21 protein-coding genes and 1 pseudogene are annotated in these 20,920 nt (G+C 70.4%); 6 read left to right on the top strand and 16 right to left on the bottom strand.

Going from position 1 to position 20,920, the window contains the following annotated elements:
• Nucleotides 1-24: 24 nt before the first annotated feature.
• Nucleotides 25-1,050 (top strand): LacI family DNA-binding transcriptional regulator, encoded by a 1,026-nt coding sequence (locus ACF07V_RS37675; RefSeq protein WP_392160528.1) that lies wholly within the window; start codon nt 25-27, stop codon nt 1,048-1,050.
• 217 nt (nt 1,051-1,267) lie between these two features.
• On the opposite strand, the gene ACF07V_RS37670 is transcribed toward ACF07V_RS37675, so the two are convergent.
• From ACF07V_RS37670 to ACF07V_RS37645, 6 genes are all read right to left on the bottom strand, one after another.
• A complete protein-coding gene (locus ACF07V_RS37670; protein WP_392160511.1) occupies nt 1,268-2,011 on the bottom strand; it encodes an amino acid ABC transporter ATP-binding protein in 744 nt (247 codons plus the stop codon).
• On the bottom strand, nt 2,008-2,895 hold the full coding sequence (locus ACF07V_RS37665) for an amino acid ABC transporter permease (protein WP_392160509.1): 888 nt from the start codon (nt 2,893-2,895) through the stop codon (nt 2,008-2,010). The genes ACF07V_RS37670 and ACF07V_RS37665 overlap by 4 nt, the downstream gene beginning before the upstream one ends.
• A gap of 10 nt (nt 2,896-2,905) precedes the next feature.
• The gene (locus ACF07V_RS37660; protein ID WP_392160506.1) at nt 2,906-3,784 is read right to left on the bottom strand and encodes an ABC transporter substrate-binding protein; all 879 of its coding nucleotides are present in this window, start codon (nt 3,782-3,784) and stop codon (nt 2,906-2,908) included.
• 126 nt (nt 3,785-3,910) lie between these two features.
• Entirely contained in the window at nt 3,911-4,747 is an 837-nt protein-coding gene (locus ACF07V_RS37655) for an SAM hydroxide adenosyltransferase (protein WP_392160505.1), read from the bottom strand.
• Nucleotides 4,748-5,056: 309 nt separating this feature from the next.
• Nucleotides 5,057-7,432, bottom strand: coding sequence for a SpoIIE family protein phosphatase (locus tag ACF07V_RS37650; RefSeq protein WP_392160503.1), 2,376 nt, complete (start codon nt 7,430-7,432; stop codon nt 5,057-5,059).
• A 617-nt stretch (nt 7,433-8,049) separates the two neighbouring features.
• On the bottom strand, nt 8,050-9,324 hold the full coding sequence (locus ACF07V_RS37645) for an extracellular solute-binding protein (RefSeq protein WP_392160501.1): 1,275 nt from the start codon (nt 9,322-9,324) through the stop codon (nt 8,050-8,052).
• Nucleotides 9,325-9,840: 516 nt separating this feature from the next.
• Between ACF07V_RS37645 and ACF07V_RS37640 the strand changes: the two genes are divergently transcribed.
• On the top strand, nt 9,841-10,248 hold the full coding sequence (locus tag ACF07V_RS37640; protein ID WP_392160499.1) for a DUF6193 family natural product biosynthesis protein: 408 nt from the start codon (nt 9,841-9,843) through the stop codon (nt 10,246-10,248).
• Nucleotides 10,249-10,378: 130 nt separating this feature from the next.
• Here ACF07V_RS37640 and ACF07V_RS37635 read toward each other — a convergent pair whose 3' ends face one another.
• The 7 genes from ACF07V_RS37635 to ACF07V_RS37605 all read right to left on the bottom strand — a co-directional run bounded on the left by ACF07V_RS37635 (nt 10,379) and on the right by ACF07V_RS37605 (nt 16,654).
• Nucleotides 10,379-10,759, bottom strand: a complete 381-nt coding sequence (locus ACF07V_RS37635) for a toxin Doc (RefSeq protein WP_392160497.1) — start codon at nt 10,757-10,759, stop codon at nt 10,379-10,381.
• A 3-nt stretch (nt 10,760-10,762) separates the two neighbouring features.
• On the bottom strand, nt 10,763-11,011 hold the full coding sequence (locus ACF07V_RS37630) for an antitoxin MazE7 (RefSeq protein WP_392160495.1): 249 nt from the start codon (nt 11,009-11,011) through the stop codon (nt 10,763-10,765).
• 158 nt (nt 11,012-11,169) lie between these two features.
• On the bottom strand, nt 11,170-11,934 hold the full coding sequence (locus tag ACF07V_RS37625; RefSeq protein ID WP_392160493.1) for an NUDIX hydrolase: 765 nt from the start codon (nt 11,932-11,934) through the stop codon (nt 11,170-11,172).
• 335 nt (nt 11,935-12,269) lie between these two features.
• Nucleotides 12,270-12,782, bottom strand: coding sequence for a GNAT family N-acetyltransferase (locus tag ACF07V_RS37620; protein ID WP_392160491.1), 513 nt, complete (start codon nt 12,780-12,782; stop codon nt 12,270-12,272).
• Complete coding sequence (locus ACF07V_RS37615) at nt 12,779-14,248, bottom strand: phosphotransferase (RefSeq protein ID WP_392160489.1); 1,470 nt, start codon at nt 14,246-14,248, stop codon at nt 12,779-12,781. Before ACF07V_RS37615 ends, ACF07V_RS37620 begins: the two co-directional genes overlap by 4 nt.
• A gap of 258 nt (nt 14,249-14,506) precedes the next feature.
• The gene (locus ACF07V_RS37610) at nt 14,507-15,718 is read right to left on the bottom strand and encodes a methyltransferase (RefSeq protein WP_392160487.1); all 1,212 of its coding nucleotides are present in this window, start codon (nt 15,716-15,718) and stop codon (nt 14,507-14,509) included.
• A 90-nt stretch (nt 15,719-15,808) separates the two neighbouring features.
• Nucleotides 15,809-16,654, bottom strand: coding sequence for a class I SAM-dependent methyltransferase (locus ACF07V_RS37605; protein WP_392160485.1), 846 nt, complete (start codon nt 16,652-16,654; stop codon nt 15,809-15,811).
• Between the two features lie 252 nt (nt 16,655-16,906).
• On the opposite strand from ACF07V_RS37605, the gene ACF07V_RS37600 reads away from it, so the two are divergent.
• Complete coding sequence (locus ACF07V_RS37600; RefSeq protein ID WP_392160484.1) at nt 16,907-17,164, top strand: transposase; 258 nt, start codon at nt 16,907-16,909, stop codon at nt 17,162-17,164.
• Here the strand turns inward: ACF07V_RS37600 and ACF07V_RS37595 are convergent.
• A pseudogene (locus tag ACF07V_RS37595) lies at nt 17,157-17,294 on the bottom strand (IS5/IS1182 family transposase); the annotation flags it as partial. The gene ACF07V_RS37600 and the pseudogene ACF07V_RS37595 overlap by 8 nt on opposite strands.
• An 82-nt stretch (nt 17,295-17,376) precedes the next feature.
• Between ACF07V_RS37595 and ACF07V_RS37590 the strand changes: the two are divergent.
• On the top strand, nt 17,377-17,757 hold the full coding sequence (locus ACF07V_RS37590) for a DUF6221 family protein (RefSeq protein ID WP_392160483.1): 381 nt from the start codon (nt 17,377-17,379) through the stop codon (nt 17,755-17,757).
• On the opposite strand, the gene ACF07V_RS37585 is transcribed toward ACF07V_RS37590, so the two are convergent.
• Nucleotides 17,716-18,543 (bottom strand): transposase, encoded by an 828-nt coding sequence (locus ACF07V_RS37585; RefSeq protein WP_392160481.1) that lies wholly within the window; start codon nt 18,541-18,543, stop codon nt 17,716-17,718. The genes ACF07V_RS37590 and ACF07V_RS37585 overlap by 42 nt on opposite strands.
• Nucleotides 18,544-18,620: 77 nt before the next feature.
• Between ACF07V_RS37585 and ACF07V_RS37580 the strand changes: the two genes are divergently transcribed.
• Together ACF07V_RS37580 and ACF07V_RS37575 are read left to right on the top strand one after the other, a co-directional pair.
• The gene (locus ACF07V_RS37580) at nt 18,621-19,001 is read left to right on the top strand and encodes a hypothetical protein (RefSeq protein WP_392160479.1); all 381 of its coding nucleotides are present in this window, start codon (nt 18,621-18,623) and stop codon (nt 18,999-19,001) included.
• A 123-nt stretch (nt 19,002-19,124) separates the two neighbouring features.
• Nucleotides 19,125-19,985, top strand: a complete 861-nt coding sequence (locus ACF07V_RS37575) for a transposase family protein (protein ID WP_392160478.1) — start codon at nt 19,125-19,127, stop codon at nt 19,983-19,985.
• 374 nt (nt 19,986-20,359) lie between these two features.
• Here ACF07V_RS37575 and ACF07V_RS37570 read toward each other — a convergent pair whose 3' ends face one another.
• A complete protein-coding gene (locus ACF07V_RS37570; protein ID WP_392160476.1) occupies nt 20,360-20,701 on the bottom strand; it encodes a DUF5713 family protein in 342 nt (113 codons plus the stop codon).
• Nucleotides 20,702-20,920 lie beyond the last annotated feature (219 nt).

Genomic DNA, 20,920 nt, shown 5'->3' with positions numbered 1-20,920 from the left:
CGCAGGACGGAGCAGATGGGACGGATGACAGGCGGCGCACGGACGGTCGGCATCAAGGACGTGGCACGCGAGGCGGGCGTCTCCGTGGGCACCGTCTCCAACGTGATCAACCGGCCCGACCAGGTCTCGGACGAGACCCGGCGCCAGGTGCAGGGCGCCATCTCCCGCCTGGGCTACGTGCGCAGCGAGTACGCCCGCCAGCTCCGGGCCGGCAGCAGCCGCATCATGGCCCTGTTGGTCCTGGACATGGGGAACCCGTTCTTCGTCGACCTCGCCCGCGGCGCCGAGCGCACCGCCCGCGCCGCAGGCCTGGGCGTCATGGTCTGCAACAGCGACCAGGATCCTCGCGAGGAGGCCGACTACCTGTCCCTCTTCGCCCAGCAACGGGTCCGGGGCGTCCTGATCACCCCCGCCGACCCGAGCGGCGCCGGCCTCGGCGAGTTCCGCCGGCACGGCATCCCCGTCGTCCTTGTCGACCGTGTGGCCGCCGGCACGGACGCCTGTTCGGTCTCCGTCGACGACGTGGTCGGCGGATCGCTGGCGGTCCGTCATCTGACCGCGGCCGGACACCGCTCGATCGCCTACGTCAGCGGCCCCGCACACCTCCAGCAGATACGGGACCGCCGCGAGGGAGCCCTCCTCGCCCTGGCCGAGGCGGGACTTCCCGCCGACGCGCTCCAGGAGATCCCCGCCGAACGGCTCGACGTCGCCGCCGGACGCGATGCCGGAGCCAGGCTCCTCGGTCCGGCCGCCCGTCCCACCGCCGTGTTCTGCGCCAATGACCTGCTCGCCCTCGGCGTCCTCCAGGCTCTGTACGCGGCGGGCGTCAGGGTCCCCGACGACATGGCCCTCGTCGGCTACGACGACATCGAGTTCGCCGCGGCGGCCACCGTGCCACTGACCTCGGTGCGCCGGCCGGCCCTCACCATCGGGTCCCTCGCCGCCGACCTCCTCCTCCAGGAGACCGGCGAGAACGCCCGCCTGCACCGGCACGAACACGTCATCCTGCAACCGGAACTGGTCGTCCGCCAGTCGAGCCTCACCCGCTGATCCAGGCCCCGCAGGATGCGGCATCGGCCGGATGCCGCGCCCCGGCCGTGCAGGGTCCGGTCCGCCGAGGTTCGTGCGTACGGCTCGGGGCGGCGGCCCGCAGACGGGCCGGAGAGCACCGATCCGGCGTACGCCTCGGGCTCGTCGCCGAACGGGTCCGACGTGAGCCCGAGGCCCCACAGGCCGTGAGAGGTCCGGCCGGTGCGGCTCGCCGCGATCAGGTGCGGTCGAGTGCTCGTGCGAGGAAGCGTTGGGTGGCTTGTTCCCGGGGTGCGGTGAGGACTTGTTCCGCGGTGCCCTGCTCGACGATGACGCCGTTCTCGAGGAAGCAGACCTGGTCGGCGACCTGCCGGGCGAAGTCCATTTCGTGGGTGGCCATGAGGATGGTCAGACCGCGCTGTTTGAGGTCGGCGACGACGTCGAGGACTTCGCCGACGAGCTCGGGGTCGAGGGCGGAAGTGATCTCGTCGAAGAGCAGCAGCTCCGGCTCGGTGGCGAGGGCGCGGGCGATGGCCGCGCGTTGCTGCTGTCCGCCGGAGAGGCGGTCGGGGTGCTCGTCGGCCTTGTCGGCGAGCCCGAGCCGGGCCAGCAGCTCACGAGCCGTGGCCTCGGCCTGCTTGCGGGGGGTGCGGTGGACCTGACGCGGGGCGAGGGTGATGTTGTCGAGCACGGTGAGGTGCGGGAAGAGGTTGTACGCCTGGAAGACGATGCCGATGCGGCGGCGGGCGATGTCCGGGTCCAGACGCGGGTCGGTGAGCTCGCTCTCGCCGAGGTGGATGGTGCCGTCGTCGACGACGTCGAGGAGGTCGACGCACCGGAGGAGGGTCGACTTGCCGGAGCCGGAACCGCCGATGAGGCAGACGACCTGGTGTTCGGCGACGTCGAGGTCGATCGAGCGCAGGACGAGGCGCGACCCGTACTGCTTGCGAAGACCGCGGATGCGCAGGAGGGGCTGGTTCACCGGCCGGCCTCCGCCCAGGTGCGCTGGGCCGCGCGTCGCTGGAGGCGGTCGGCGAAGCGGGTGAGGGGGATGGTGACGGCGATGAACAACAGGGCCGCTCCGAGGTAGGGGGTGTAGTTGAAGTCGTAGTCCGCCTTGATCTGGGCGGCGCGCAGAGCTTCGAGGGGGCCGAGGACGGAGACGAGGGCGGTGTCCTTCTGCAGGGCGATGAAGTCGTTGAGCAGCGGCGGCAGGACGTTGCGTACGGCCTGGGGCAGGACGACGTGCCGGAGGGTCTGCCGCTCGTTCAGGCCGAGCGCGCGGGCGGCGTTGCGCTGGGCGGGGTGGATCGAGTTGAGCCCAGCGCGCAGGACTTCACCGACGTAGGCGGCGTACGACAGGACGAGGGCGATGACGCCCAGGACCCAGGGGTCGGACGGGGTGCCCTGAAGCTGCAGGGCCGGCAGGCCGAACCCGACGAGGAAGACCAGCAGGAGCGTCGGAACACCCCGGAAGACGTCCACGTAGACGGTCGCGGCGAGCCGGAGCGGCTGCAGACCCGGCGCACGGGTCACCCGCACCAGCGCGATCAGCAGCCCCAGAACCAGGATGAGCACCTCGGCGACGAGGAACATCTGGATGTTCAGCCAGAAGCCCCGAAGGAGCTCGGGGAACGCGGCCCGCAGCTCGGCCCAGTCCAGGAACAGGCTCCTGACACGGTCCCAGCCGGGTGAGGCGACCGCCCCGGCACCCACCGCGACCAGCGCGATGAGCGTGCACAGGGAGGCGGTCCAGGTCTGACGGCGACGGCGCGAGCGCCGGAATCGCTGACGCTCCAGTTCGTGATCACTGGGCAGGTAGGCGTCGTCCGCCGCCGGGGGCGCGGATGTTTTCGTAAGTTCCACGATGGGCCCGTTACTGCTTCAGCTCGGGGACGTTCGCCGAGGCGGACAGCCACGTCGACGTCAGCTTCGCGAGAGTCCCGTCGGCCTTGAGGGCGTCGAGGGCCTGGTTCACGCAGGAGGTGTAGCCGCTGTTCTTCGGCAGGAGCAGGCCGAAGTTCTCCGGCGTGCCGCCCGCGTAGCCGAACTGGCCGACGATCTTCCCGTTGTCCAGCTCCGCGCCCGCCAGGTAGAAGACGGTGGGCAGGTCGGTGACGATCGCATCGATCTGACCGTTCGTCAGCGCCGTGACCTCGTCCTTGGTGGTGTTGAAGACGCTCGGCTTCTGCGTGGGCTTCAGCCGCTCCAGGACGGCCTGGTAGCTGGTGGTGGCGACCTGAACGCCCATCTTCGCGTCCTTGAACGCGCTGAGGGACGTGGCGTTGGCGAACTTCGATCCGTCCAGGGTCAGGATGGCCTGGTTGGCGGTGTAGTAACTGCTGGAGAAGTCGACGGCCTTCGCGCGCTGCGGGGTGATGGAGATCTGGTTGATGTCGAAGTCGAAGGCCTTCGCGCCGGGCGCGTAGGAATGGGCGAAGGGCTCGACGACCCACTTCACCTGATCCTTTGCGAAGCCCAGTTTCCCGGCCACCGCGTAGGCCACCGCGCTCTCGAAGCCCTTGCCGTTGGACGGAGTGTTGCTGTCGAACCACGGTTCGTACGCCGGAGAATCCGTAGCGATCGTCAGCTGGCCCGGCTTGTGAAGACTGGCGCTGTCCGTCGTGCAGGCAGCGGCGGCTCCGGCGGAGCCGGACGCCTTCGGGTCGGCCTGCGGCTGGGGTGCGCAGGCGGCTGCCGCCAGCACGACGACGGCGGCGGCGGAAGCCGAAAGAGCTATTCGGGTACGGGACATCAGAAATCCTTAGAAAGAGAAGGCCGGGACCATGAAGGAAGGGAAGACGGAGGACGGGGCTACGGGAGAAGGAAAACGGAGGAAGGGGAACGGGGGAAGAGGGGGGCGGAGGAGAAGGCGCCCGCGTCAGCCGGCGAGGCTGAGGACCTGGTCGCCTTGGTTGAGGCCGAAGACCTCGGCTGCGGAGCCGCCGCGGACGACGAGTTCGGCGAAGCCGACGCCGGAGCTTCCGACGGTGATCCCGGGTTCGCCGAGGGGGACGTCGGGGAGTCGGTCGTAACAGCGGACCTGGACGTCGCGGCCTTCGTGCCGGTTGTGGACGAGGAGGCTCTTGGCGGTGGTGTAGCCGGGGAGTTCGGCGGCGGGCCGGTCGAGCTTGCAGTTGCCGAAGTTGTCGACGACGGCGACCCGCACATCGTGCGTGACGGGCTGCGGCACCGCCGTCGGCTGCGCGGGGACCTCGCGGCCGTCGGCGAGCCAGCGGGCCAGGAGGGGCACGTACCAGAGGCTGCGGAACTGGGTCCGCACCATCTCCTCGACCTCGGCCGGCGCGAGCTCGGCCCAACCGGCGGCGGCCGCCTCCAGGACCTCGCGGACGTCGGTGACGTGGACCTCGGTGATGCCCAGGTAGGTGGCGAGAGGGGCGAGGACCCGGTGGTTCAGGGTGCTGATGACCAGGTGGTCGCCGTGGCGGAACCAGCAGAACGGCACACCGTTGGGCCAGTGCCCGTCCCGCGGCGCGATGTTCACCAGGACCACCACCGGCTGCGTCGGCCCGCCGATCAGATCCGTGGAGCGCAGCAGGTCCAGCAGCGTCAGGGCGGCGGCGCCCTCCGGGTCGGGGCCGCCCAGCGGCAGCACCGTCGGGGTGGCGCCGAAGAGGGTGGCGATCCGGGTGGACTGCCGGGCCAGCGCGTTGGCGTCGGCACAGTCGGTGAGGGAGACGACCGGTAGCAGGGTCATGGCAGATACTTCACATTTCTTTCGATTGAGGACGGGGGCTGGCGACACCCGGGCCTCGGGTTGGCTGATTCGGGGTAACAAAAAAGGACCCTCCGTTTCCGGAGGGTCCGTCGCATCTTGTGCGCACACGGCTTCGCTAGCGAAGCGCCTCCGAGGTTCGGGGCATCATTCGCATCATGGCGAGGCCGGTGATCTGCTGCATGGGTGGCACGCTAGCACCGGGCGGAAGCGTCCCAAACATCTGTCCACAGAGTGGACAGCCGGACAGCCGGACAGCCGGACAGCCGGACAGTCGGGTAGCCGCACCCGTCACACGGCGGGTGCTTGTGCCGGCAGGTTCTGCTCCGTCCAGATCGTCTTGCCGCGCGTCGTGTAACGGCAGCCCCAGCGGGACGTCAGCTGGGCGACCAGGAACAGTCCCCGGCCACCCTCGTCCATGGCGAGGGCCCGGCGCAGGCGGGGCTGTGTGCTGCTCGGGTCCGACACCTCGCACACCAGCACGCGGTCCCGTACGAGGCGCAGGGTGACGGGCCCGCCGGCGTACCGCATGGCGTTGGTGACGAGCTCGCTCACGATGAGCTCGGTGCTGAACAGCAGCTCCTCGAGCCCCCACTCCTCCAGCCGCGCCTGAACGTGCGCGCGTGCTTCCCTCACCGCGGACAGGTCCGCCGGGTACTCCCACACCGCCATGGACTCCTCGGCCACGACGCGCGTACGGGCGAGCAGGACGCTGATGTCGTCCACCGGGTTCTCCGTGTGCGGACTCCGCGCGACGAGCGCGTCGCCGAGGGCCGCCGGCGTCCCATGGGTGCCGCTCAGCGCGGCGAGGTCCGCCTTCAGGCGCTCCGACCCGGCGGTCACGTCCCGCCCGAGAAGGCCGTCGGTGTAGCAGACCAGCGTGCTTCCCGGGGGCAGGGTCAGCTTCGTGACCTCGAACGGATTGTCCCCCACCCCGAGCAGCGGCCCAGGAGTGACGGGCACGAACGACACCTTGCCGTCGGGTGTGACGAGCGCCGGCGGAGGATTGCCGGCCGAGGCCATCTGACACGTGCGGCCCACCGGGTCGTACACGGCGAACAGACACGAGCCGCCCACGGTGTCCGGCTGCTCGGCCTCGATCTGCATGCGCCGGACCAGGTCGTCGAGTCGCGTCAGCAACTCGTCGGGCGGCAGGTCGAGTTCGGCGAGCGTCTGCACCGCCGTACGCAGCCGGGCCATGGTGGCCGCCGCCTCGAGGCCGTGCCCCACGACGTCGCCGACGACGAGCCCGACCCGCAGAGAGGACAGGTCGAAGGCGTCGTACCAGTCGCCTCCCACGCTGACCGAACCGCCGGCGGGCAGGTAGATGCCGGCCGTCTCCGCGGCGGTGCTGCGCGTGGCCGCCGGGGGCAGCAGGCTCCGCTGGAGGACGACCGCCGTCCGGTGCTCGCGGGCGAAGCGGAAGGCGTTGTCGATGGCCGTCGCCGTACGCGCGCACAGATCGTGCATCAGCTTCACATCGGCCTCGTCGAAGGAAGCCGCCGTGTGCGTGCGGTACACCGCCGCGTACCCGAAGAACCGCCCGCGCCGGTACAGCGGGCAGCCGAGGGAGGCGTGCGCCCCCTCGGGCAGGAACCTGGCGATCTGCTCCGGATCGCCGCCGAGGTTCCGCCGGGCCTGCTCCGCGTCGAAGACGAGCACGTCACCGACGCGCATGGCCGCGATCTCGGGCGTCTCCGCCACCTGTGGGATGGGCTCGCCCACCTGTATCAGCCGTGTCGGCCACGCCCCGTCGGCGGCCCGCACCGCCACCCGGCGCGGGGCGGACGCCTCCTGCCCCGGGTAGCCGGCCGGCGGGTCCCGGCCCTCGAGCACGTCATCGGGGTAGTCGACCGTCGCGTAATCACCCAGGGCCGGTACCAGTACGCGGGTGAGGTCCTGCGCCACCTGGACCACGTCGAGGGACTGCCCGATCTCGAAGGCCGTGCGGTACGCGGCGTCCAGGTGCGGGCCCGTGTCCATGACCCTGGAGGCCTCGACCATGATCCCCAGCGGCACACCGACGAGGTCGTCGATCCGGAAGCAGGACACGGACAGTGCCGCCGCGCCGACGCCGGACCCCAGGTCGTAGACGCGCGCGGCGAGCGGGGTCCCCGTGGCGGCGACCCGCTCGAACGCCGCCCGCGCCGGCTCGCCGCCGTCCCGGGCGGAGAGCGCGCCCAGCCAGTCGTCCCCCGCCCCCGGTGGGCGGAGCGAGTCCATGGCCGCGTTCGTCCGTACGAGCCCCCCGGCCGTGTCGTACTGGGCGACGCCGATGCCGTCCTGGGCCAGGAGCGCCCGGGCGATGTCCCGCTCCTGGTCCCAGCCGCCGGGCCCGCCGGGCAGCCGCATCAGCACCAGGCGCTCGGCCGAGCCGTCGGCCTCCGAGACCCGGACGTCCGCCTCGACGACGTGCCCCGCCCGGTGCCGCAGCCGTACGCGGCGGACGAGCCCCGAGGACTCCGGGTAGGCCTCGACATCACCAAGGACGTCGGGGGCGGGCCGCCCGGCCACCTCCTCGCCGCTCCAGCCGAGCAACCGCCGCGCGGACCGCGACCACCACACGATCCGGCCCTGGGCATCGAGCAGCGCGGCCGCGACGCCCTTGAGCGCAGGGCCGCCCTGAACTCGGGAGCCGTCGCTCCCCGCCTGGTCCCTCGGTCCCACACGGCCTCCTCGTCGGCCGGAGGTATCGCCCTTGCTGCCAGGATGCGCCCCGCCGGCCGGACGGGCACGTCGGGCGACCCGGGGTGCCCACACGGCTGAGTCCCCGCACGCGAGGTATCTGGAGGGTCGCGGCGGCGCCGCCGCACACTGCGGGTACAGCCGCAGCACCCCGGCGGTCGACGTCCCGTGCGTTGAATTCAGGACGACGAGCCGCTGCCCGGGGCGCACCCCGAGGGCGCGCCTGGAATGCCGAGGCCCCCTCGACGTCGCCAGCGTCTGGATACGGAGGTCGTCGTGGAAGAGCGTAAGCAGGCCCAAGAGGCGGCCTGCCGAAGTGACGTTGTGGACCACCAACAGGACCCGGCGCTGGACGGCTCGGCTCGCCCACCGATGGGGAGCAGTCCCCGACCGGCACGCGTATCGGCAGGGGTCCGGCTGATGGCACTCGTAACCCCTCCTGAGCGTGCGTGGCGTCGGTGTGCCCTCACCTTGACGGGAGGATCCGCGACGCGGCGGACCGCTGTGCCGGGAGGTGGGTGGTCGTCGCTCGCGCACCTTGTGGGTGCTTCGTGAGCGACGAGAAGGGCTTCATGGGCCCGGGGACTGCGGGGACGCTCCTACTGCTGGGTTGCTTCCTTGGCCTGCTGGGCGATCTGCTCCAGCACCGCCTTGGGGTCGGCGGACGGCGCGACGGCCTTGCCGATGTTCCTCTTGATGGTGTTGCTGATCTCGAGCCACGACGGCTCGTCGACCGGGTAGAGCTGGGCACTGCGCAGGGCGGCCAGGAACTGGTCGGCGCTGTGGTCGTCCGACGCGTACTCGGACGCCTCGGTGGCCGACACCGTCGACGGCAGCAGGTGGTAGCGCCCCGCGAACTCGTTGAGGTTCTTGTCCTCGTAGACGAAGTTCAGGAACTCGGTCACCAGTTCGCGATTGCCGTCGTGCCGGAAAGCCATCATCCAGTCGGCGACACCCGCTGCCGGCGGGGTCTCCTGGTCACCCAGCGAGTCCGAGACCGGCATGGGCAGGGTGCCGACCTTCATGCCCTTCTCCCTCGCCTCGTGCAGGAGCGAGGGATAGCCGTTGAGCATGCCGACGTCGCCGCGCAGGAAGGCGTCGAAGGCGTCCTGCCGGTTGAGACTGGCGGGCGCCACCGGGCCCACGAGCCCCGGCTCGACCAGGTTCTCCTTGAGCCAGCGGAACGTCTGTGTGTTCTGCTCGGACGCGATGTTGTAGCCGCCGCTGTCGTCGGTGTACCCGCCGCCGTTGCTCAGTTCCCAGATCAGGGCCTCGGCGTGCGCCTCCTCGGGGCCGAGCGGCAGTGCGTACGGGTAGCGCACGCCCTCCTTCTTCAGCGCCTCGGCCGCCTCCTTCAGCTCCGACCAGGTCTGCGGCGGCTTCGCCCCGGCCTTGTCGAACAGCTCCTCGTTGTAGAAGAGCAGCCGGCTGCTGGCCACGAACGGCAGGCCGTAGAGGCTGCCGCCGACCGAGCCCGCGTCCGCGAGCGGCCGCAGGAAGTTCGCCTCCGCTCTGACCGACAGCACCTCATCGGCGGGGTAGAGATTGCCCTGTGCGGCGAAGTCGGAGTACGCGCCCATGAGAGCCACGTCGGGGGCGTCGTCCGCCTCGACCATGCGCGTGACCTCGCGGTCGACGTCGGCCCACGGGTAGAGCGTCACCTCGACCTTGTTGCCGGGATGGGCGGCGGTGAAGGCGGTGGTCAGCTTGTCCCAGTACGCCTTGGAGCTGGTCGCCGGGCTGGTGCCGTACTCGGGGACCACCAGCCGCAGCGTGGTCGCGTCGCTCTCGGACGAGCCGCAGGCGGTGACAAGGGAGCCGAGTAGTCCGAATGCGGCCAGGGAGGCGGTCATGCCGAAAGGTCTTGGGCGCATGGGTCGTTCCTTTGGTTCTTTCTGGACAGTGCGTCCGAAAGTCTCTCCCGGCCTGCGCTGGATTGGGCTCCTCGATGAACGGTTGTGGTTGAAGATCTAAATAGGAGGCCGTCGAATAGTGCTTTCCGATAGAGGCGCGCTTCTTTCCCCGCGCGTAGAACTCTCCGCGTTGTCCAGAACGGCTCCGCTGGGGAGCATTGACAGCAGACGACGATGATCACCCTTCCTGCCCGGCGGCGCCACGGTCAAGGGCAGTAGGGCTGCAGCGCGGCATCGGCGGCACGCTCGTGGCGGTGGCCCTGCTCGGCCGCCTGAGGAACACCGGTGGGGATCTTGTAGAACATCCCGTTGATGATCTGTCGGTCACTCGCCCTCGGCCGGCCAGTCACGGCCCGGAGGGTGAGCGGAGCCCGTAAATCCCGCTCCTGGTCCGTGAGTTCACATCCAGGCGCCCGACCATGATCCGCCAGTCACTGATCCTTGATGACGGGGCCGCCGGACCTGCACAATCACGGCATGACCAACACTGTCGAAGCAGCCTGGCACAAGATCCTGACCACCGCCGGCGAACCTCGCCGGCCGGAAGGCTCATCGCTACTCGCGCCGTTCGCCGAGCTGGTGCGGGTGGCGTATGCCGAGCCGCTGCTCCGTCAGCTCTACCCCTGGACCGGCATGTGGGAGTTGCACTTCAGCAGGTGCACGGAGATCCCGCACACCTGGGACATCCCCTACATCGGCACGCTGAGAGGCGACCGGTACTACGTCGAAGGACCGAGCCGGAGCAGCCCGCGGATCGCCGAGACGGACAGCGCACGAGCCGCCGTCGCGATGGTGGTCGAGCGCCTGCCAACACACCGCGGCCCGGCCTTCATCGGCAATGCGGAGGAACTGGCCGCTTACGAGAAGGCGCGGGACAGCAGGTAGCAGCGACCCGTCGTTTCCGCGGAAGCAGGTGCCAGCTCCGTAAGCGGCTTTGAAGACGGACCTGAAAGGTGTTGCAGAAGGTCGTGTCCGGGCAGGTCGAAGCAGATCCGCAGCCTTCTGCAAACACGCTTCAGGACTGCTGTCCGAACGACCGAAGCCGGTCGGCGATGTCGTAGCTCGTGAGCCGCAGGGCCTGAATGTCGAGGATGAGGTCGCGCCAGGGCTCGTACGAAGTGTCGACGCGGTGGCCGGAGGCTTCCAGGTAGGCGATGGCAACCCCGTAGCCGTACAGCTCATTGCGGGCGGGCAGCGGACGGAGCAGGACGCACTCCTGCAGGAAGACCGCGGCGCGCCAGAACGCGTCCGGGTCCGCCTGGTCGATGTGCGGGGTGTTCACCCGGTGACGGGCGGCCATGCCGGCCAGGACCGAGTAGTCGCTGACCGTGAGGTCCCTGCGGAGGATGTCTTCCTGGCGGTCCAGCAGCCAGCGGGCGTCGACGAGCAGCTGCACGGGTCAGGCCGCCCGCGGGGTCTCGTGCTTGGCCGGCGGCAGCCCGCCGAAGTCGGCGTCGAAGCGGCTCACGATGCCGGGGGCGCCGATGGCGCGCCGGAAGGCGGCTGTGGCGGTGTCGAGGAGCTGCTCGCGCTCCTTCTCGTCGGCGACGCGTTCCAGGTAGTCCTTCACGGACAGTCCGGCGGCGTCGGCGAGGGCCTTGAACCGGTCCCGCGTGGTCTCGTCGATCCTGACGCTGGTGTCTGGCATACCGAAAGTATGCAGCAGAGTATGCAGCCGTGACCAGATGCAAGTCATGCCGTTCACGCCAGTCACGTAGTCACGTAGTCACGTAGTCACGCTGGTCATGCCGGACGGGGCGGCGGGTCCGGCGCGCAGCGGGAGCCGGACCGCGCCAACGCCCGAGATCAGCGGCGCGACGACGGATGACCCTCCTCCGACCCGTCCGCGGTGAAGTACCGGCCGAGGATCTGCGGCAGGTAGTCCGCTGTCGGCCCCAAGCCCGCGACCTCGGTAGACGAGGCGACGAAGGCGAGCTCGTCGAGCTCCCGTCCCATGTCGTGCTCGCACTCGGCCACCGGGACGCCCGCATGGCGTCGGCGTACGAGCGCGCTGGAGAGAGCGGGGGAGGCGAAGTGGAACCCGAGGCTGCCGTACCGCTCTCCCCGCGTCACCGCCCACAGCTCCAGCTCCTCGGCCGGGACACGCACACCGGTCTCCTCGACCAGTTCCCGGGCGGCGTGCCGCTGCAGCTCGGCCACGTCCAGGCCCCTCCCCGGAGGGGGCGGCTCGACGGCTCCGCCGGGGAGCGTCCAGTACCCCGGGTTCGCCGTACTGGGCGCTCCGCGACCGAGCAGCAGCCCGTTGTCCGTCGGCAGGAGCACGGTGACGTACAAGGACCCGGGGACCTCGTGGTGCGGGCGGAGCCGCCGAAGGGCCCGGGCCCGGTACGTCATCGGCGCCCACCGCACCACCAGTGGGCCGCTGCGGGACCGGTCGACTCCGAGCGCGGCTGCGATCGGTCCGTCGAACGTGGCCGGGTTGCGTTGCCGGGTCTCCCGCCAGATGCGTTCCACCTCTCTCTCCTCACGTGAGGTGAGCAGGGGTGGCGGATACTCGACGAACGTGATCTCGGTGTCGTCGAGAAACTCGACGGCGGGTGGGCCGGGCATGTGTTCACCTTTCCAGGGCGTACGAATCGACGGGCGCTCAACGCGGCCATGGGCGCACCCAGCGGACGTACCGACCGAAGCCCATCCCGTACCGGTGCCGAGGAGACCCAGTCGCCGATGGCCACGGTCTCCGCCATGGTACGGCGGAGCCGGACGGCCCCCGGCGGTGCGCCCGGTACGGGCGGGTGTTCCGGCTCTCCCGGGTCGATCGGGTACGCGGTCACCGGGGGCAGGCCCAGGAGGTTCCCGGGCCAGACCGCCCCCCAGTTCGCGCGCTGCGCTGCCCCCGAGCAGCCGGAAGCCCTTGCGCCCCTGTCCAGGTGCCCGGTGGGGATTCACGAGGCCGCCGTCTCCGGCACGGAGCGCACCTTCGTCATCCGCATGAGCGCCGCATCGCGCCGGAAGCCCAGCTGTTCGTACAGCGGTACGGCGGACTCGCTCGCGTGCAGCTCGTAGAGGGTGACGCCGTCCTCCTCCAGGTGCTTCAGAAGTGCTGCGAGCGCGGCCCGGGCGAGGCCCTGCCGTCGGTGCGCGGGTTCGGTGGCCACGGCGTGGATGCGGGCGGCAAGCCCGCGGGGGTAGCTCGGGGCGGGGAGGACAGGGTGGATGAAGGCGAGCGCGCACGAGGCGAGTCCACCGGCCGGGGCGTCGACCACGTAGGCGCGCGCATCTGCGCCGGACCCGAGCCGGGTGGCGATCTGGTCGCGGCAGATGGCCAGCCAGGTGGCGTCGAGCGGCTCGGAGAGGATGCATTCGGAGCGCAGCCGGGCGATCTCGGCAGCGTCGTCCGGTGTCGCCGCTCTGGGGATGGGACCTGTGCCGGCCGGCGCGCCGATGTCGGGATTCATCGCGTGACTCCTTGTGGACGGAGGAATGGCCATGTGATTCCGGTACGGAGCCGGGCGAGGGTGAGGCGTCCACGCTCGACGAGTTCCGGGTCCCCGGCCCGAGTCCCGAAGGCGATTCCGGAGACCGAGTCCAGGGCGGCGCTCGCGATCAGGTGCGCCTGCTCCGCGCCGGTCAGTGGGCGGCCGTAGCCGGCGAAGAACGCTGCCGCCAGGTCGGGCCGACCCTCGAAGTGGGCCAGGATGCGGACGAAGTCCCGTACCAGGGGCTGGGGTTCACTGCGCTCGAAGTCGATGACCCGCACCGTGCCGTCGTCACCGAGCAGGAGGTTGCGCAGCTGGAAGTCGCCGTGGGTCACGACCGGCGTGAGCGGCCCGAGCTTCCGGCCAGCGGCGACGGCCGAGCGGACCCACTCCTCGTCGCCCGGTTCGAGCAGCGGTCGCGCGGAGTCCAGGTGGCGGTCCATCCGGTCGTACGGTCCAAGGGGAGCGGCAACCGTCGGCGCCTGGGGGAGAGCGCTCGCATGGATGCGGGCCGCGAGGGTGCCGATGGCCGCGAACACCGCGCGCTCCTCGGCGCCGTTCAGCACGCTGCCGTGCAGGGACCGCCCCTCGACCGCCGTCATCACGACCACCAGGTGGCCCGGGTCGGCGGCCACGAGGCGGGGCCCGGCACCGCCCAGTCCGGTAACCCAACCACGCAGCGCGGCTGTCTCCCGCTGGTGGAACTTCTCGTTCTGGTGAACCTTCACGAACCACTCGCCGCCCGCCGCACCACGCACGCGCCACACACGGCTGTTCTCCCGGGGCCAGGACACGTCCGTCCATGTGGTGATGCGCCCTACGGCGCGCTCGGCGAAGTCCCGTACGGCCGGCCCCGGCCCCGGCCCCGGCCCCTGCCCCGGCCCCGGCCCCGGCCCCGGCCCCGGCCCCTGCCCCGGCCCCCGGTCCGCAGGCCCCGGGCCGCGGACGAGGCGGAGGCGGTCGACCTCCGGATCGTGGGCGATCGGATCGCCAGGGCTCTGGAAGTGCAGCGCGACCGGCACACCGGCCCGGTAGGCGTCGAGGCCGGCCCGGCAGTAGGCGACCATCGGCTCCGGCAGCCGGTCGAGCGGGAACCACCGCACCGCGTCGCACTTGTCCCGCTCCATGACCCGCGCGGTGCCCTGCCACCGGCGGACCTCGAAGAAGAACCCGACCCGCTCCTGCCCGCCCGGCGGCCGGTGGTGCACCGTGACGGCCGCGCGCACGTCCGCCGGCTGTACGACGAGACCCGTCTCTTCCAGCGCCTCGCGCACGACGGCGTCCACGACGGTCTCCCGCTCCAGGTGGCCCGACGGCGCGTGCCACAGGCCCGAGGCGTAGACGTCGCCGGCCCGCCGGGACAGCAGCACCTCCGGCCCCTGATCGCCGTCGCGGACGGCGATCAGATGCACGTCCACCGGTACGGTGTGCCGCCCGCCGCTCACGTGCCTCCTCCGGACCGCTCGCAGAGCGGTGTCCTGCACACGGTGGCGCGGCCGCCGACACGTGGACGAAGAGGGTCCTGCGGCTGGGGCACGAGTAACTCCTGTCTGAGGTGAGGCTGGTGTGGGCGAGTGAGGCAGAGGCCCGTCAGGGCCGGCCGTGAGTGTGGACGCCCGGCCTCGCCGGACAACCCCGCCGAGGCGGCACGCGACCACGTGGCCGATCCCGGCCTCGTCGGTGTCCGCCCTGCGGGTGCGCGGTCACGGCATCTGCCGGGGGACGGCGGCGAGCGCCGGCAGCGACCAGCTCAGTGCCGTCGGCCCGGTGCCGGAAGTGACCGGCTGGATGCCGGTGCTGTCGGAGAGGCAGACGCGGTACGTCTCCGGGCAGCCGGCCCGGACCCAGCGGGCGTACAGGTCCTCGAGCTCGGCCCACACGTCCCGCGGTCCGTGGACGCGGACGGTGCCGTCGTCGGGGCCGACCACGGCCCAGGAGTCGTCCTCGGGGGCGACGACCGTCATCGTCTCCGCCTGGAAGTCCCGCACAAGGCCGGGCGCGAGGTGCGCGGCGGCGACCCAGAATCCGTAGGCGTCGTCCGCGGGCGGGGCGAGCCGGGTGGACCGTGCCGTGCCGGGATCGGCTTTGATCCGGGCGCGGTGATCCACGGCGTTGAGCCACGTGTGGCCGAGCATCGGCCGGTACCCGCGAGGCCTGCCCCGTAGGACGGCTTCGACCCGGCCCGTTCCGGCACGGGTCACGAGCAGTTGTCCGTGCCAGCCGGGCGTCCGGGTGGTGAGCGTGGTCAGCAACCGCCCACCGGGCGCGAGCTGCTCGACCCAGGCCGGCGGAACGCACGGCACACCGATTCCGGAGTGGATCCGGTCGTACGGAGCCCGGCCCTCGTGACCTCGAAGCGCATCACCCACGACCACCACAGCGCCGACGCCGAGGCGGTCGAGGTGCCGCTGCGCGAATTCCGCCATGTGCCCGTCCCGCTCCACGCCGGTCGCGAGTCCGACGCCGGTGACGGAAGCGGCCAGAGCGAGGGAGACCCCCGGCCCGGGACCGAGCTCCAGGTACCGCCGGCCCGGGGCGAGCCCGAGTTCCTGGAGGACTTCGACGGTAGCGGGAGTGAAAGAGGACATGGAGGTCATGTGGCCGCCGGTCACGGGACCACGGGGGAGGGCGTCAAGGGGCTCGCCGTCGCGCTGGAGCAGGATCGACTCGTCGCTGTGGATCAGGGCGAGCCACTCCTCCCGGTCGTCCGGATGCGAGCCGTCCAGAAGGCGCCAGTCGATCGGATCCGCGCCGGGACCGCTGACCCGCACGTACGCGTGGGGGAGAAGGACTTCCCGGCGCGTCGAGAGCAGCGCCTCGCGCAGCCGGGGGTCGGTGAGGACACCGGCGGCGTCGAGGCGGCGCACCATCTCGGCGCGCCGCTCGGCCGTCGTGATGTCGAGGTCGGGGGACATGGGTGCCGCCTTCCTGGGGCGTCGGCATGGTGGTGAGACGACGTGCGGGCGAAACCGACAGCAGCGAGCCCGAGAGGGATCGGGCAGCGGTCAGGGCGCCGGAGGATTCACCGAGGGCTCCGGTACGCGGCGGGCGAGGGTGTGTACGAGAGGGGCGAGCTGCCGGTACGGGTCGCGCGTCGAAGCCGCCCACTCCGTCTCCAGCGCCGAGGCGTACTCCTCGTCGTCCGGCGCCCAGTCGACGCGGTGATCGTTGAGGATGCGTACTCCTTGCCACGGAAGGGGCGAAAGCCCGTGTGCGGCCGCCAGCCGGTCCAACTCCTCGGCCCTGTCCCCGCGAGTGCGGATCCCGAGGCTGCCGACGGTCACGCCCGTACCGGACGCGATGAGCTGGCGCGCGGTCGCGTGCTCGCCCCGCAGGGCCTCACGAACGCCGATCGCCTGCCGGTTCTTCGTCAGGATGCTCAGCAGACCGTGGTCCGCCACGAGGCGCGCAAGCCGCGCGATCGCCTTGTCCGCCCGGCCCAGGTACATCAGCACTCCGTGGCAGCACACCAGGTCGAACCGCGTGTCGATGTCCAGGTCCTCGACATCGGCCCGGAGGAGGCGGACCCGTGCCTCCAGATCGGGGTGGGCCGCCAGCCGGTCGACCACGACGGCGAGCATGCCGTCGGACGCGTCCACCGCGGTCACCAGGTGCCCGGCCAAGGCGAGTCGCAGGGTCGTCTCGCCGGTCCCGCATCCGGCGTCCAGGACCCGGAGCGGGCGGCCATTGAGCTCCGCCCGCAGCCGGCGTTCGACGAGATCGTGACGCAGCCGGCCCCGCGCACTGCGCGAGTGCGCGTCGTAGGCGGCACCGACGTCGGCGAAGTCGCTCGGCGTCGCCACTTCGTCGGGTGCGACGGCATGCCGTTGGTTCGAATCAACCGAGGTCACTGTGGGTCCCCCCTTCGACAGTCATCGGGCCTGCTCGTGAAGCTCAACGACCGAGCCGGGCTATCGAACACGTGTATTTCGGTCGCTTACTGGACCCCGAGACGGAGCGCGTGTCGAAGGATGGCGAATGCACGGACCCAGCCGGCACAACAATTGTGCGGGTCATGGAGGTTGGCCGAAACGCCGACGGCCATGCGCGACTCGACGGATACCCCCTCGTGCCGTGCATCGAAAGTGGATCTCGAGCTGTGAATGATCACGGTTCATGGGTCGGGGGATCTCATGGACGAGCAGTGGACGGTGCTGGAGCCGTTGTTGCCGAAGGCCGCCAGCACGGGGCGGCCACCCGTCTGGCCTCGGCGCCGGCTGATCGAGGGCATACGGTTTCGTGTCCGGACTGGTTCTCCGCGGCGGGACGTTCCCGTCGAGCACGGGCCGTGGAACCGGGTCTGCGACCTGTTCCGGCGATGGCAGCGGGAGGGCGCCTGCCAGCAGATCCTTACCGGGTAGAGACCAGAGTGCCGTCCACGATGAGCACGGCGCCCTTGGCGAACCGCCTGCGAGACTTGAGCGCGGGCATCGGCCCGAGGTGGCCGATGATCCGGTCCGCCGCCGACCTCGACACCCCGAACAGCGGCGCCCAGTTGCCGACCGGTCAGTCAGAGCTTGCTGCATCATGAAAAGTGGGCGACCGGGCCCGATGCATCATCCAGGATGACCCCATGACTCAAGATCTGGTGATGTTCCTCAACGCACGGCTGGACGAGGAGGCCGACCTGGCCCGACGCTGCGACGGTGACGGATGCGGGCAGTGGGCTGCTCAGGGGCACACCGTCGACTTCTGTCAAGGAGAACTTGCCGGATTCCATCCCACGATCGCCCTGCACGTGGCGCTGCACGACCCGGCCCGCGTTCTCCGGGAGGTCGAGGCCAAGCGACGCGTCCTCGCCCGCCACGCGTTCAGTCCGGCCATAGGCGACCCGGAACTTCCGTGGGACAACCGCGACGATTGCCAGTACGACGGCGAGCCCTGGCCATGCGACGACTTGCTCGACCTCGCCCTACCGTATGCCGATCACCCCGACTATCCCGGATACCCCTGAGTGGAGATCGTCTACGGGACAGCCGAGGGTGAGGTTGTGCAGGCGGGCGATGCCGAGCATGGCGTGGTGCACGCCGTCGCCTTGGACGCGGCAGTCGCGCAGGATCTTCCAGGTCTTTATACGGGCAAAGGCGTGCTCGACGCGGGCGCGGACCTTGCGGTGGGAGGCGTTGTGCTCCTCCTTCCAGACCGTGAGTTCAGCTTGGCCGGGTTCGCGGCGGTGCGGGATGACCAGGCCGGTACCGCGGTAACCGCCGTCCGCGATCACAGTGGTCTGTCCGACGGCGGCCTTCGCACCAGACAGCTCCCACGCCTTGCAGCCGTTGCGGTTGCCGGGCAATGGCCGGCCGACGGCCACCACGAGCCGGGTGTCGGCGTCGATGACGACCTGGTGATGGGTGGAGTACCGGTGGTTCTTCGACTGCTCGGCCACCGCGTGGTCGCGGGTGGGCACCAGGGTGCCGTCCACGATCAGCACGGTGTCCTTGCCGGAATCGTTTGCGAGGCTGGGCGCGAGCGAGGGGCCAAGGTGGTCGATGATGCGGTCGGCGGCCGACTTCGAGACCCCGAACAGTGGGGACAGCTGCCGCAGCGTCAGGTTCGTGCGCCGGTAAGCGGCGACCAGCAGCAGCCGGTCCTCAAGCGGCAGACTCCACGGGCGTCCCTTGCGTACAGGGTCCGCTCCGTCGCACCGCAGCGCAGTGACCAGCTTGCCGAACTGCCGCGGGCTCAGCGCTGGGAACGGGGCTATCCAGGACGACTCCAGCGCAGTGATCACAGCAGCCACGCGGAGATCAACGCAGTTGCTGGCCCCGCCTCATCTCGTCGATCCTGGGTGCTCAGCACGCAGGCCAGGGAGGGTGCATGGGGCTGGTTCTTTTCCCGGGTGATGGAGACACAAGTAGTGCTGATGTCTCCTGGTCCTACAGCGGCTTTGCTGCCTTCCGGCGGCGCCTGGCCCTGGCCGAGGGGTTCATCCTCTCCGAGATGTGGGGCCTCGGAGGCGAACGGCCGTGGAGCGAGGTGTCCACTGAGCTGGAGCCACTCCTCGATCATCCGGACGACGGCGGTGACGACCTCTCGCCCTCCGACTGCGCGGCGATTCTGCCCCGCCTGGAGAGCATCATCGATCAGTGGGCGCGGGCTGGCGACGACATCCTTCACGAGCACATCGAGGACGGTCGCAAGCTGGCGACGGTCCTGCAGCTCTGCGTCGAGAAGCACGTACCGCTGGGCTTCGCCTGAAACGCGCCGATCGCTGAACCCCACTTACGGGACAGGCTTTACGAGCTCGTGCACGGTTAGCGGCGAGACGTCGAGCCCCGGATGGTTGATCATGGTCGGGTGGTGGGGACCGTGACTCGCGCAGTGATCATCAGCAACCGCCGGATCACGGGGCTGTCGGCCGATGTGATCGCTGAACTCGTGGCCGAGTTGGGTCCGTTGTGGCACGAGCGTCACCAGGCCAGGCTTGCCTCCCGGCCGCGGAGGCGGGCGGTGGGCGCCGGTGCGAAGCACCGGTTCGTGTTCGTCGACCGGCTCCTGGTCGCTCTCGTCCATCTCCGTCACGGGGCCACTCACGATGTGCTGGCCTGCTGGTGCGGTGTGGACCGTTCCACCATCACGCGGGCCATCGGTGAGGTGCGGCCGTTGCTCGCCGAGCGGGGCACCGAGATCCGGGTCCGTCGGCCCGCTGCCGGCCGCAAGGATCGGGATCGCTTCATCTCCGGCAAGAACAAGCAGAACGCCGTGAAGACCATGGTCTTCACCGACGGGGACGGGCGGCTGCTTTTCTACAGCCCGACCAAACCCGGAAGCTGCGCGGACATCACCCCCGCCCGCGAATTGGGGCTGGTCAAGCTCCTGGCCGACGCTCAAGCAGTCGAGATCCTTGCCGACGCCGGCTACCAAGGACTCGGAGCACAGACCGGCGGACGCGTCGTGACGCCACCGCACCGCAAGTTCAAGAAGAACGCCCCGGGCTGGTACGAGGAGATGCATGAGCGCCAGCGCAAGGCGCACTCCTCCCGGCGCATCCGGGTCGAGCACGGCATCGCCCACCTCAAGAACTGGCGGGCCCTGGCCCGCCAACTCGGCCGCCGCGAGCACATGAGTGACATGGTCCAGGCCGTCGCCGGCCTGCTCTCCCACCAGCAGACCGCGGACCTGGGCCCTCGACGACAGAGGTGGGCACCGGTGGCACCGAAGCCCTCGACGTCTCGCCGCTAACCGTGCACGAGCTCGTTAACCAGCGCCAATGAGATAGGCGTCCGTAGGCCCCGGCCGGCGCGAAACGCACGATCACGGGGGAACTGAACGTCGATACCACGGCTTTCGCGCCGCCCATCAGCATGCGGCCGGGGCCCCGCACCGAGCCAAGCCGGCCACCGGTCCGCCCCGATCGAGTCCGGGCTGACAAGGCGTACGCCCGCCCGCAAGAATCGCTCCTGCCTGCGCTGACGCGGGATCCGCTGAGCCATCCCCTGACCAGGCCGACCAGCCACGCAACCGCCAACAAGTGCGGTTCCCACGGTAGTCGGCGGGCCACCGTGCTGGTCGCAGCGCTGAACGAAAGATTTGACCGGAGGTGGCCTTCCCGTCGTTCACCAGTCCCGGCAGGCGGTCAGCTCCTCCGCATCCGCGTCCGGGAAGCCGTAGGCCGATGCGACGAAGGAAAACTCGTCGCAGATCCACTCACGTGCAACCGTCTCGATCCCGCTCCCGGCTGCCACGAACTCCCCGTCGAGCAGGTTGAACTCCTCCGTAGCAGCCTGGGTGAGCGCATACAAAGTGGCCAGATCTGACGGCTGCCCGGCCTCGACACGCTCGCACAGCCGCAGCAGGATTGCCTTCCCCTGGTCGACCACGTGATCGGGGAAGTACGAGTCGTCGTACATATGCTGGAGGAACGTGTGTTCCGCTACCTTCTGGTTCGTGATCGGCATGGCACTTCCCTATCTCCATCGCCACGAAGAGCTAATGCGCCGATCATGCACGGCACCACTGACAACGACGCCACCTCACCTCCGAGCAGCTCCCGTCGGGTTGACACCATCCCGCCGCAAAGTCGTGATCGGCCCGGCGAACTGGCGCAGGCTCAGCCCACTGAAAGGGGCCGTCCAGGACGGTTTCAAAGCCGTGTTCACACCCGTCACGCGAAGATC

It is taken from the genome of Streptomyces sp. NPDC015661 (assembly GCF_043077765.1).
Lineage (GTDB): Bacteria > Actinomycetota > Actinomycetes > Streptomycetales > Streptomycetaceae > Streptomyces.
The sequence above is the reverse complement of the archived record's forward strand: the minus strand, read 5'-3'. Positions and strand labels throughout refer to the sequence as shown.

Bases quoted from the DNA above. Each gene is read 5' to 3' on its own strand.
- ACF07V_RS37590 (WP_392160483.1), top strand. From the start codon at position 17,377: ATGACTCAAGATCTGGTGATGTTCCTCAACGCACGGCTGGACGAGGAG.
- ACF07V_RS37580 (WP_392160479.1), top strand. From the start codon at position 18,621: ATGGGGCTGGTTCTTTTCCCGGGTGATGGAGACACAAGTAGTGCTGAT.
- ACF07V_RS37675 (WP_392160528.1), top strand. From the start codon at position 25: ATGACAGGCGGCGCACGGACGGTCGGCATCAAGGACGTGGCACGCGAG.
- ACF07V_RS37640 (WP_392160499.1), top strand. From the start codon at position 9,841: ATGACCAACACTGTCGAAGCAGCCTGGCACAAGATCCTGACCACCGCC.
- ACF07V_RS37655 (WP_392160505.1), bottom strand. From the start codon at position 4,747: ATGACCCTGCTACCGGTCGTCTCCCTCACCGACTGTGCCGACGCCAAC.
- ACF07V_RS37645 (WP_392160501.1), bottom strand. From the start codon at position 9,324: ATGCGCCCAAGACCTTTCGGCATGACCGCCTCCCTGGCCGCATTCGGA.
- ACF07V_RS37570 (WP_392160476.1), bottom strand. From the start codon at position 20,701: ATGCCGATCACGAACCAGAAGGTAGCGGAACACACGTTCCTCCAGCAT.
- ACF07V_RS37600 (WP_392160484.1), top strand. From the start codon at position 16,907: ATGATCACGGTTCATGGGTCGGGGGATCTCATGGACGAGCAGTGGACG.
- ACF07V_RS37620 (WP_392160491.1), bottom strand. From the start codon at position 12,782: ATGAATCCCGACATCGGCGCGCCGGCCGGCACAGGTCCCATCCCCAGA.
- ACF07V_RS37610 (WP_392160487.1), bottom strand. From the start codon at position 15,718: ATGTCCCCCGACCTCGACATCACGACGGCCGAGCGGCGCGCCGAGATG.
- ACF07V_RS37660 (WP_392160506.1), bottom strand. From the start codon at position 3,784: ATGTCCCGTACCCGAATAGCTCTTTCGGCTTCCGCCGCCGCCGTCGTC.
- ACF07V_RS37625 (WP_392160493.1), bottom strand. From the start codon at position 11,934: ATGCCCGGCCCACCCGCCGTCGAGTTTCTCGACGACACCGAGATCACG.
- ACF07V_RS37630 (WP_392160495.1), bottom strand. From the start codon at position 11,011: ATGCCAGACACCAGCGTCAGGATCGACGAGACCACGCGGGACCGGTTC.